This is a genomic window from Streptomyces sp. NRRL F-5727, assembly GCF_000719555.1.
In the GTDB taxonomy this organism is placed as follows: Bacteria; Actinomycetota; Actinomycetes; order Streptomycetales; family Streptomycetaceae; genus Streptomyces.
Genome location: NZ_JOGX01000054.1, coordinates 49827 through 57803, shown reverse-complemented (window position 1 = coordinate 57803; position 7977 = coordinate 49827). Strand labels below are relative to the sequence as shown.

The following is a 7977-nucleotide window of genomic DNA, read 5'->3' as shown; positions in this document are numbered from 1 at the left end:
GCCCCGCAGCCCGGCTACGGCCCCCAGGCGCCGACCCCGCCGCCCGCCCCGCAGCCGGTGCACACCCAGCCCACCATGGTCGCGCCGCTCGCCCCCTCCCCGGTGCCGCCGCCGGCTCCCGCGCCGGGCGCCCCCGGACCGTACGGGCAGCCCCCGCAGGCCCCCTACGGGCAGATCCCGGGCCAGACCCCGCCGCCGGCCGCCCCCTACGGGCAGCCGCAGCAGGCCCCGTACGGTCAGCAGCCCGGCTACGGCCAGCAGCCCGGATACGGCCAGCCCGCCCCCTACGGGCAGCAGCCCGGCATGCCCCCGGGCATGCCGCCGCAGGGCGTCCCGCAGGGCGTGCCCGCCACGGGCGCCGGCCTCGCCGCCGCGCTCGCCCCCTACAAGGAGACCGCCACCGGCGCCCGCTGGACCCCGCAGAACCAGCAGCTCATGCGGGTGGACCTGGCCATGGGCGGCACCCCCGTCCTCGCCCGGCAGGGCTCCATGGTCATGTACCAGGGCAAGGTCGACTTCTCCTACAAGGGCGCCGGCTTCGCCGGCCGGATCGTGGGCAACGCCACCGGCCAGGAGATGCAGCTCATGCGCTGCACCGGCCGCGGCCAGGTCTTCCTCGCCGAGAACGGCGCCCATCTGCACCCGATCGAGCTCCAGGGCGACGCCATCTGCGTCTCCGCGGAGAACGTGCTGGCCTTCGACGAGTCGCTCCAGTACGAGGTCCGCCGCATCGAGGGCCACGGCATCCCCGGCGGCGCCCTGTTCACCATGCAGTTCCAGGGCACCGGCACCGTGATCGTCAAGACCCACGGCGTCCCCGTGGTCCTGCCCGTCACCCCGACGACCTTCGCCGACTGCAACGCGGTCGTGGCCTGGTCCGCCGCCTCCCAGGTCATCCTCTCCAGCCAGGTCCGGCTCCGGCGCAACGCCTACCCCGGCCACAGCGGGGAGACCGTGAACCTCCAGTTCCGGGGCGCCCCCGGCAACTTCATCGTCGTCCAGCCGTACGAGGTCTGAGGGAGCCCGACACCATGAACCAGCAACTCGCGGGCTATGCCCCGACCCCCATCGCGGCCCGCATGGAGAACCACGGCCGCACCATGCTCAAGGTCGCCATGGCCACCGGCCAGGACCTCTACGCCCGGGCCGGCTCGATGGTCGCCTACGAGGGCTTCATCAGCTACGAGCCCAACCCGCCCGCCGTCCGCCAGGTCGCCAAGGAGTGGGCCACCGGCGAGGGCGCGCCGATCATGAAGTGCACCGGCGACGGTCTGCTCTACCTCGCCGACTACGGCGCCGACGTCGTCGTGATCAACCTCCAGAACGACTCGATCTCCGTCAACGGCACCAACCTCCTCGCCTTCGACGCCCACCTCCAGTGGGGTGTCGAGCGGGTCAAGGGCCTCGCCAAGTTCGCCGGCCAGGGCCTGTTCAACGTGGAGATCTCCGGCACCGGCTGGGTCGCGCTCACCTCGCGCGGCACCCCGATCGTCGTCGACTGCGGCCGCGGCGAGGACGAGACGTACGTCGACCCCGACGCGCTCGTCGCCTGGTCGCCGGCGCTCAAGGTCAAGGGCAAGCGCAGCTTCAAGGCGTCCTCCCTCATCGGGCGGGGCAGCGGCGAGGCATTCCAGATGGCCTTCTCGGGCCAGGGCATCGTCGTCGTACAGCCCAGCGAGGACAGCAGCGACCGCCTGCGGGTCCGGGGCTGAGGGGGAGCGAGAACACATCATGCAGAGCCCGCTTTTCAACCACGCCGAGCAGCAGAGCCAGGAGCGGTACGTCATCCAGAACCCGCAGCTGCTGCGGGTCAGCCTCACCGGCCACGACGACGTCCTCGCCCGCAAGGGCGCCATGGTCGCCTACCAGGGGCTCGTCGACTTCGACGGCGAGTACCAGAGCTCCAGCCAGCGGCAGGCCCGCGCCCGCACCGGCGAGGGCCTCGACCTGATGCGCTGCTCCGGCCAGGGCACGGTCTACTTCGCCAACCTCGCCCAGTACATCCACGTCGTCGAGGTCGAGCAGGAGGGCCTCACCGTCGACAGCGCGTACGTGCTCGCGCTCGACACCAGCCTCCACACCGAGGTCATCGCCGTCGACAGCCAGTACGGGGTCTCCGGCACGGGCAAGTACCAGCTGAACATCTCCGGCCGCGGCAAGGTCGCCCTGATGACCTCCGGTCAGCCGCTGATGCTCCAGGTCACCCCGGAGAAGTACGTCAGCGCCGACGCGGACGCGATCGTCGCGTGGTCCACCTCGCTGCGGGTCCAGATGCAGGCCCAGACGCACAACACCAGCGTCCGCAGCCGCCGCGGCAGCACCGGCGAGGGCTGGGAGCTCAGCTTCCTCGGCCAGGGCTTCGCCCTCGTCCAGCCCAGCGAGGTCATGCCCCCGCAGAACGCGGCGATCGGCCAGGGCGTCGCCGCCCAGTTCGGCGTCGGCCAGCACGGCGCCCACGCCCAGAACCAGAACAACGCCTGGAACTGACCCCAGGGCAGCACGGCAGCACATCAGCACGGCGAAGGGCCCCCGGAGACCGGGGGCCCTTCGCCGTCACATCAGCATGCTCACAGGCGGGCCAGCGTGCCCTCCAGGAGCCGCACCACCGAGGTGTCCGCGACCCCGGCCACCTCGTCGTACGCGTACCACCGCAGGTCCAGCGACTCCTCGCTGATCCGCTCCGTCCCGTCCGCCGGGGCGAGCGCCGCGTACTGCACGTCGAGGTGCCAGTGGCACGGCGCCGGGATCGGATGCCGGTCGAGCCGCACCGGGCCGCCGGGCAGCAGCGTCAGACCCGCGATGCCCGACTCCTCGGCGGCCTCGCGCAGCGCCGCCGCCTCGACCGTCGGATCGCCCTCCTCGCAGTGGCCGCCCATCTGGAGCCACATGCCCAGCTTCCGGTGCAGGGTGAGCAGGACCCGCCCGCGCGAGGGGTCGATCACCAGCGCGCTGCTGGTGAGGTGACCGGCCGAGCAGGGCTTGTACATGCCGTCAGGATGCGCGGCCAGGTGCTCCAGGTAGAGCTCGCGCAGCTCCGGCTGGCCCTCGTACCCCTTGAGGACGAGGACCGCGTCGTCGTGCAGCGTCACTTCGCGTCGTCCCCGTCCTCGGGCGCGTCGCCCCTGGCCGCCTCGCCGAGCATCTTGTCCAGCTCGGAGAAGTCCAGGTGCTCGCGGTGGACGAAGCCGTCCGGGTCGTCGAGGTCGGTCGCCGTCGGCAGCATGTCCGGGTGCTCCCACAGGGCGTCGCGGCCGTCGACCCCGCGCGCGTCGGTGAGCGAGGCCCACAGCCGGGAGGCGTCCCGCAGCCGGCGCGGGCGCAGCTCCAGACCGATCAGGGTGGCGAAGGTCTGCTCGGCGGGGCCACCGCTGGCCCGGCGCCGGCGCAGCGTCTCGCGCAGCGCGTCCGCCGAGGTCAGGCGGGTCTTGGCGGCCTCGTGGACCACCGCGTCCACCCAGCCCTCGACCAGCGCGAGCGCCGTCTCCAGCCGGGCCAGGGACGCCTTCTGCTCGGGCGTGTCCTGCGGCTGGAACATGCCCGACTGGAGCGCCTCCTGGAGCTGCTCCGGGTGGGTCGGGTCGAGCTGGGAGACGGCCTCCTCCAGCTTCGAGGTGTCCACCTTGATCCCGCGCGCGTACGACTCGACGGCGCCGAACAGGTGCGCCCGCAGCCACGGCACATGGGCGAAGAGCCGCTGGTGGGCGGCCTCGCGCAGGGCCAGGTAGAGCCGCACCTCGTCGGCGGGCACGCCCAGGTCCTTGCCGAACGCCGACACGTTCAGCGGCAGCAGCGCGGCGCGGCCGGCCGGGCCGAGCGGCAGGCCGACGTCGGTCGAGCCGACGACCTCGCCCGCGAGCGCGCCGATGGCCTGCCCGATCTGCTGGCCGAACATGGCGCCGCCCATCGACCGCATCATGCCGATCAGCGGGCCGGCCATGGCCTGCATCTCCTGCGGCAGCACGTCGCCCATGGCCGTGCCGACCCGCTCGGCGACCGGGTCCACCAGCTCCTTCCACGCCGGGAGGGTCGCCTCGACCCACTCCGCGCGGCTCCACGCCACCGACGTGTTCGCCCCGGAGGGCAGCGAGGTGGCCTGGTCCAGCCACAGGTCGGCGAGGCGGACCGCCTCCTCGACCGCGGACTTCTCGGCCGGGCCCACGCTGGCGTCCTTGACGCCGTCGGCGGTGCCCTGGGCGACCACCTGGCGGGCGATCTGCTTGGCCATGTCCCAGTTCACGGGACCGCCCTCGTAGCTGAGCATCTGCCCGAGCTGCTGGAAGGCCGCGCCCAGGTCCGTCGGGTTCATCGACCCGAACATCGCGGCGAACGGATTGTCCGCGCCGCCCTGGCCGCCCATGCCGGGGACGCCGAAACCGAACGGGTTCGCCCCGAACGGGTTGCCGCCCTGGCCACCGGACCCCTGGCCACCTCCGGCGGGGTCCTTCTTCTTGCCCTCGTCGCCGTCCTCCGGCTCCTCCGGCGGAAGGCCGAATCCGAATGGGGTGTCACTCACAGGTTTCCTCGGCTCCTAGGGCCACCGGCCTTCTGCCGGCGGCGACTGCCCGCTGCACAACACCAGCGTAGACATCCGGGTCGGATATGGGCTCAAGTCTCCGCCGGGCCGTGCCCTGCGGCAGGATGGACGCCACCTGGTACGTACGCGTCATCCCCGTACGTACTGAAGACAACCTCTGGAGTCGGTCGGTGAGTTCCCCAGATCCGCAGGTTCGCGGAGCGCGAAACCACTCAACCCGGTCCGCCGCGCGCGGCCCCGTCGTCGCGGTCACCGGTGCCGCGACCGGCGTCGGCGCCCTGCTGACCAGGTATCTTGCCGAGTCGGAGGAGGTCCGGCAGGTCGTCGCCATCGACGAGCGGCGCGGCGAGGTGGCGGAGGCGACCTGGCATGTCCTCGACGTACGGGATCCGGCCATCGCGGAGAAGCTGCGCGGCGCCGACGTCGTCGTGCACCTCGCCGTCGACCTCGACCTGGAGACCGACCCCGCCGCCCGGACGGCCTACAACGTGCGCGGCACGCAGACCGTCCTCACGGCCGCCGCCGCGGCCGGCGTCCGCAGGGTCGTGCTGTGCACCTCGACGATGGTCTACGGCGCCCTGCCCGACAACGACATCCCGCTCTCCGAGGACGCCGAGCTCCGGGCCACCGCCGAGGCCACCGGCGTCGGCGACCTGCTGGAGGTCGAGCGGCTCGGCCGCCGCGGCTCCCGCGCCCACCCCGGACTCAACGTGACGGTGGTCCGCCCGGCCGTCCTCGTCGGCGGTACGGACACGGCGCTGACCCGCTACTTCGAGTCGCCCCGCCTCCTGGTCGTCGCCGGCTCCCGGCCCACCTGGCAGTTCTGCCACGTGGAGGACCTGGTCAGTGCCCTGGAGTACGCGGCCCTGGAGAAGGTCGACGGCGAGTTCGCGGTCGGCTGCGAGGGCTGGCTGGAGCAGGAGGAGGTCGAGGAGCTGTCGGGCATCCGCCGCATGGAGCTGCCCTCCGCGGTCGCCCTCGGCGCCGCGGCCCGGCTGCACCGGATCGGCCTCACCCCGTCCCCGGCCGGGGACCTCGCCTACACCATGCACCCCTGGGTGGTCAGCGTCGGCCGGCTCCACGACGCGGGCTGGCGGCCGAAGTGGACCAACGAGGAGGTCCTCGCGGCGCTCCTGGAGGAGGTCCAGGGCCGGCACACGGTCGCCGGCCGCCGGCTCGGCCGCAAGGACGCCACGGCCGCGGGCGCGGCGGGCGCCACGGTGGCCCTGCTCGGCACCGCGGCCCTGGTGCGGCAGATGAGGAAGCGGCGCGGCCTGTAGGACCCTCCTACGGAGGGTCCCGGTCCACCGGTCGAAAACGCTATTCCGGGATGTCGGCGGCGTGCGGCACCATGGACCGCATGACCACGACGCACGACCACCCCGGTGAGCTGGCCGCGGACGACCCGATCAAGCTGCTCGCGATCCGCGACACCCCGCTCTCGGTCGACGAGGTCTTCCGGGCCGTGGGCGACGACGCCGCGGGCGGGACGACCCTGTTCGTCGGCACCGTGCGCAACCACGACGGCGGCGCCGACGTCGACGCGCTGGGCTACTCCTGCCACCCGAGCGCCGAGGCCGAGCTGCGCCGGGTCGCCGAGAAGGTCGTGGCGGACTACCCGGTCCGCGCCCTCGCCGCCGTCCACCGCGTCGGCGACCTCACCGTGGGCGACCTGGCGGTCGTCGTCGCCGTCTCCTGCCCGCACCGCGGCGAGGCGTTCGAGGCGTGCCGCAAGCTGATCGACGACCTCAAGCACGAGGTCCCCATCTGGAAGCACCAGACCTTCTCGGACGGCACCGAGGAGTGGGTGGGGGCCTGCTGAGCCCTCGCCCCGAGGCCGGGCGTCCCCCCCGTACGAAGACGGAAAGCCCTGAAAGCGGCGCAAGCAGGCGCGCCGACACGGTGTAGCCGAACGCCCGATTTGCGTAACCGGCCCCCAGGCCCGAGCGTTGTTGGCACAGATGAATAATCTGCTGATCAACTCACTGGGGATGGGAGGTCGGGATGGCAGCGCTGGCCTGGTTGCTGATTCCGCTTTTCGCAGTCGTCGGCGCGGCGATATGGGGAAGCTGGGTCCAGAGGAACAAGACCATAGGTGACGTGGCCGAACTCGCCGGCTACGCCCGCTTCCGGGACGCCATGGAGCGTGCCCACCCGACCGCGCCCGATTCCGCTCCGTTCCGCCCGGCTCCCGAACCGGCCCCCGCGGAGTCCTGACCGCCGCGTCGGCCGTGCCCTGACGGCGTCCCGTACGGACCGCCCCAGGGGTGCGCGCACAGGCGAGTCCCGTACTGTCGTTCCATGCCACGCCGCACCGCGACGATGCTCGCCTCCACCCTGGTCCTGATCTGCCTGCTGATCGCCGGCGTCCTGATCCCGGTGCCGTACTCGGAGATGAGCCCCGGACCCACGGTCAACACGCTCGGCGAGGCACGCGGCGAGCCGGTCCTCCAGATCTCCGGCCGCAAGACCTACCCGACCGACGGCCACCTCAACATGACCACGGTCAGGGTCACCAGCGCGGACTACAAGATGAACGCCGTCGAGGCCGTCTACGGCTGGCTGACCCACGACAACGTGGTCGTCCCGCACGACACCCTCTACCCGGACGGGAAGACGGAGGAGGAGTCGAGCCAGGAGAACGCCGAGGAGTTCAGCCAGTCGCAGGAGAGCGCCAAGGTGGCCGCCCTCGACGAGCTCGGCATCCCCTTCACCACCCGGGTCGTCGTCGCCTCCGTGGTGAAGGACTCCCCGGCGGAGGGCACCCTCCACGCCGGCGACGTGATCAAGGCCGTCGACGGGGTGAGGGTCACGAAGCCGGCCGACGTCGCCGCGCAGGTGACCAAGCGGAAGCCGGGCGAGAAGGTCGAGTTCACCATCGTCCCGGCGAAGGAGGCGGCGGCCGCCGAGAAGGCGCACAAGGAGGCCACCGTCACCCGGAAGGTGGTCCTCACCACCGCGAAGTCCGAGGAGGGCGACCGGGCGATCGTCGGCATCCAGGCCGGCACCGACCACGTCTTCCCGTTCACCATCGACATCAAGCTGGCCGACGTCGGCGGCCCCAGCGCGGGCCTGATGTTCGCGCTCGGCATCGTGGACAAGCTGACCCCGGAGAGCCTCACCGGCGGGAAGTTCGTCGCCGGCACCGGCACCATCGACGACGACGGCAGGGTCGGCCCGATCGGCGGCATCCAGATGAAGCTGGTCGGCGCGCGGAACGCGGGCGCCGAGTACTTCCTCACCCCCGCCGACAACTGCGCCACCGCCGCCGGTGACACGCCCGACGGCCTCACCCTCATCAAGGTCGACACCATCGACGACGCGACGAAGTCGCTGGAGAAGCTCCGCGCGGGCGACACGGCGGGCCTCCCGCGCTGCTCGAAGGGCTGAGCCGGTAGGGCTGAGTCGTAGGGCTGAGCCGGTACGGGACCGGCCCAGCGCCC

At 72.4% G+C, this 7977-nt stretch carries 9 protein-coding genes; 7 read left to right on the top strand and 2 right to left on the bottom strand.

Translation table 11 applies throughout. The features are described from left to right. The 3 genes from IF73_RS0128805 to IF73_RS0128795 all read left to right on the top strand — a co-directional run. On the top strand, positions 1-1017 hold a 1017-nt coding region (locus tag IF73_RS0128805; protein WP_031013229.1), incomplete at its 5' end, for an AIM24 family protein. A 14-nt stretch (positions 1018-1031) separates the two neighbouring features. Next, positions 1032-1712 carry an AIM24 family protein gene (locus tag IF73_RS0128800; RefSeq protein WP_031013228.1) on the top strand — a complete coding sequence of 227 codons (681 nt, stop codon included), beginning with the start codon at positions 1032-1034 and terminating at the stop codon, positions 1710-1712. Between the two features lie 19 nt (positions 1713-1731). Then, positions 1732-2487, top strand: coding sequence for an AIM24 family protein (locus tag IF73_RS0128795; protein ID WP_031013227.1), 756 nt, complete (start codon positions 1732-1734; stop codon positions 2485-2487). An 80-nt stretch (positions 2488-2567) separates the two neighbouring features. Here the strand turns inward: IF73_RS0128795 and IF73_RS0128790 are convergent, their stop codons facing one another. Then, the gene (locus tag IF73_RS0128790) at positions 2568-3089 is read right to left on the bottom strand and encodes an NUDIX hydrolase (protein WP_031013226.1); all 522 of its coding nucleotides are present in this window, start codon (positions 3087-3089) and stop codon (positions 2568-2570) included. Continuing rightward, entirely contained in the window at positions 3086-4513 is a 1428-nt protein-coding gene (locus IF73_RS0128785) for a zinc-dependent metalloprotease (protein WP_031013223.1), read from the bottom strand. The genes IF73_RS0128790 and IF73_RS0128785 overlap by 4 nt, the downstream gene beginning before the upstream one ends. Positions 4514-4704: 191 nt before the next feature. Here IF73_RS0128785 and IF73_RS0128780 point away from each other — a divergent pair, with 191 nt between their 5' ends. From IF73_RS0128780 to IF73_RS0128765, 4 genes are all read left to right on the top strand, one after another. Continuing rightward, positions 4705-5814 carry an SDR family oxidoreductase gene (locus IF73_RS0128780; protein WP_031013220.1) on the top strand — a complete coding sequence of 370 codons (1110 nt, stop codon included), beginning with the start codon at positions 4705-4707 and terminating at the stop codon, positions 5812-5814. An 80-nt stretch (positions 5815-5894) separates the two neighbouring features. Further along, entirely contained in the window at positions 5895-6356 is a 462-nt protein-coding gene (locus tag IF73_RS0128775; RefSeq protein ID WP_031013218.1) for a molybdenum cofactor biosynthesis protein MoaE, read from the top strand. A gap of 182 nt (positions 6357-6538) precedes the next feature. After that, positions 6539-6751 carry a hypothetical protein gene (locus IF73_RS42255; protein ID WP_078868301.1) on the top strand — a complete coding sequence of 71 codons (213 nt, stop codon included), beginning with the start codon at positions 6539-6541 and terminating at the stop codon, positions 6749-6751. Between the two features lie 84 nt (positions 6752-6835). Further along, complete coding sequence (locus IF73_RS0128765) at positions 6836-7924, top strand: PDZ domain-containing protein (protein ID WP_031013216.1); 1089 nt, start codon at positions 6836-6838, stop codon at positions 7922-7924. The last annotated feature ends 53 nt before the right edge of the window (positions 7925-7977 follow it).

Coding starts and splice junctions, on each gene's coding strand:
- IF73_RS0128800 (WP_031013228.1), top strand. CDS start 1,032: ATGAACCAGCAACTCGCGGGCTATGCCCCGACCCCCATCGCGGCCCGC.
- IF73_RS42255 (WP_078868301.1), top strand. CDS start 6,539: ATGGCAGCGCTGGCCTGGTTGCTGATTCCGCTTTTCGCAGTCGTCGGC.
- IF73_RS0128775 (WP_031013218.1), top strand. CDS start 5,895: ATGACCACGACGCACGACCACCCCGGTGAGCTGGCCGCGGACGACCCG.
- IF73_RS0128795 (WP_031013227.1), top strand. CDS start 1,732: ATGCAGAGCCCGCTTTTCAACCACGCCGAGCAGCAGAGCCAGGAGCGG.
- IF73_RS0128765 (WP_031013216.1), top strand. CDS start 6,836: ATGCCACGCCGCACCGCGACGATGCTCGCCTCCACCCTGGTCCTGATC.